Source organism: Aminobacter sp. P4_H6_2 (genome assembly GCF_056400805.1).
Map to the genome: position 1 here is coordinate 1 of NZ_JBFUKO010000828.1, position 1987 is coordinate 1987.

A 1987-nucleotide genomic window follows, 5' to 3' on the forward strand; every position below is an offset into this window, starting at 1 on the left:
ATCTTCACGTCGGTGCCGTCGACGCCTTCGAGCGCTTCGACCACGATCTCGTCGGCAATCTGGTCGATGGTCATCCCGGCGACCTTCGCTGGATGGGAAGAGCCGAGGTAATAGCCGGCTCCCATTACCAAGTTGAGATCCGTGGCCTGCGAAATCCGCCGAAGTGCGAGCGGATTGCGGCCGATCCCGTTACAGGTGGGTTCGACCACGGTACGGCCGCCTTCGGCGGCGAATGCCTTTAGTTCGGCTATTGCCAACGGCTCGTCATCAAGGGTGATGTTGTCCTTGTTGACGAAGGGGTCCTGCCTCAGCTCGCCGAGGATTTCCATGCAAACGAAACCTTCGGCGAGGTATTGCCGCTCCTTGGTTTTCGGTGCGTGCCACCAGCAGCGACAATCGTTGAGGGTGTGCTCGTGCATCAAAGTGATGCCGAGGCTCTCCGCCGCGACTGGCCCGTTCACGGTCATGACCTGACCGGAGCGCACGTGGCCTTCGGAAAGCTCGTGGCTCATTCCGCTCACCTCTTTTTTCCGCCGAAGCGGAAGTTGGCGGTGAAGATGCGGGTGTTGAGCCATATCGCGATGAGGATGATCGCGCCGGTGACGATCTGGGTGAAGAATGGCGAGATGTGCATCAGGATCAGCCCATTGCCGATCACAGCGATAGTGAGTGTCCCAAGGACGGTGCCAAGGATCGTACCGCGACCGCCCATCAGGGACGTTCCGCCAAGGACGACAGCCGCGATCACTTGCAGTTCGAAGCCGACTGCTGCATTCGACGAGCCGGAACCGAGGCGCGCGGCGATCAACAGGCCCGCAAGCGCACAGGCTATGCCAGCAACCATGTAGACCGAGGCAATGATCCATTTCGCCGGCATGCCAACGCGGCGCGCCGCTTCCATGTTGGAGCCTACCGCAACAACCTGGCGGCCATATTTTGTCGAGGAGATCACCACGTAGCCGATGACGGCGACGGCAMCGGCAATCAAAGCAGGAATCGGGAAACCGAAGAGCTCGCCACGACCGAGCGCAAAGAAGCCCGGAACATCCTTGATCGGGATGGAATAGCCCTGCGTCAGATAGAGCGCGAAACCGCGCAGGATCGAAAGACCGGCGAGGGTTACGATGAAGGCTGGTATGCCCTGGAAGGCAGTGAACCAGCCCTGTACGAAACCGATGAACGCGCCAAAGGTGAGCATGGCAACGACCACGACCGGCCAGGGGTAGCCCATGGCAAGAACGATTGCCGCCACGGCATTGACGAGGGCCACCTGTGAGCCGACCGAAAGGTCGATGCCGCCGGTGATGATGACGAAGGTCATGGCGACTGCGACGATGAGGATAGGAGCAGCCTGGCGGATGACGTTCAGGATGTTGCCCAGCGTCATGAAGGTGTCGGTGGTGAATGCAAAAAATAGCACGCAGGCGAGGAAGAAGAAGGTGATCGACAGCACTTGGGCGTGCTCGGACAGGAAGTCTGCCGCGGGCGAGCCCTTGGCGCGTTCGGTATAGGCCGTCATTACCTGGCTCCCTCTCCGACGATCAGTTTGACGAGGTCTTCAAGATTGGTCTTGCCGATTTCGCGTTCGGCAACCTTTGTGCCCTCGTACATGACGGCGATACGGTCACAGACGCGGAATAGATCCTGCAAGCGGTGGGTGATAAGGATCACCGAGACGCCCTTGGCCTTGACGCGGTTGATCAGAGCCAGGACGGCTTCCACCTCCGCCACGGCGAGAGCAGATGTCGGCTCGTCCATGATCAGGACCTTGGGATTGAACGAGGCGGCGCGGGCGATGGCGATTGCCTGTCGCTGACCGCCGGAAAGCTGGGCAACCTTTCCGGTCAGCCGCGGGATGCGGATTTCCAGCGCATCCAGCATCTTGCGAGCCTCTTCGAGCATGGTCTTGGTATCGAGGAACGGGCCCTTGCTGATCTCGCGGCCGAGAAAAAGATTGCCGACGACATCGATATGATCACAGAGGCTC

Annotated in this window: 3 protein-coding genes; all 3 read right to left on the reverse strand. The window is 60.1% G+C overall.

The features are described from left to right. Nucleotides 1-512, reverse strand: a 512-nt coding sequence (locus AC1DUU_RS30640) for a phosphotriesterase family protein (protein WP_476787076.1), incomplete at its 3' end; no start/stop codon positions are given. A gap of 5 nt (nucleotides 513-517) precedes the next feature. Then, complete coding sequence (locus AC1DUU_RS30645) at nucleotides 518-1519, reverse strand: ABC transporter permease (RefSeq protein ID WP_476787077.1); 1002 nt, start codon at nucleotides 1517-1519, stop codon at nucleotides 518-520. After that, nucleotides 1519-1987: ATP-binding cassette domain-containing protein (locus AC1DUU_RS30650; protein ID WP_476787078.1), on the reverse strand; the 469-nt coding region annotated here is incomplete at its 5' end. The genes AC1DUU_RS30650 and AC1DUU_RS30645, both read right to left, overlap by 1 nt.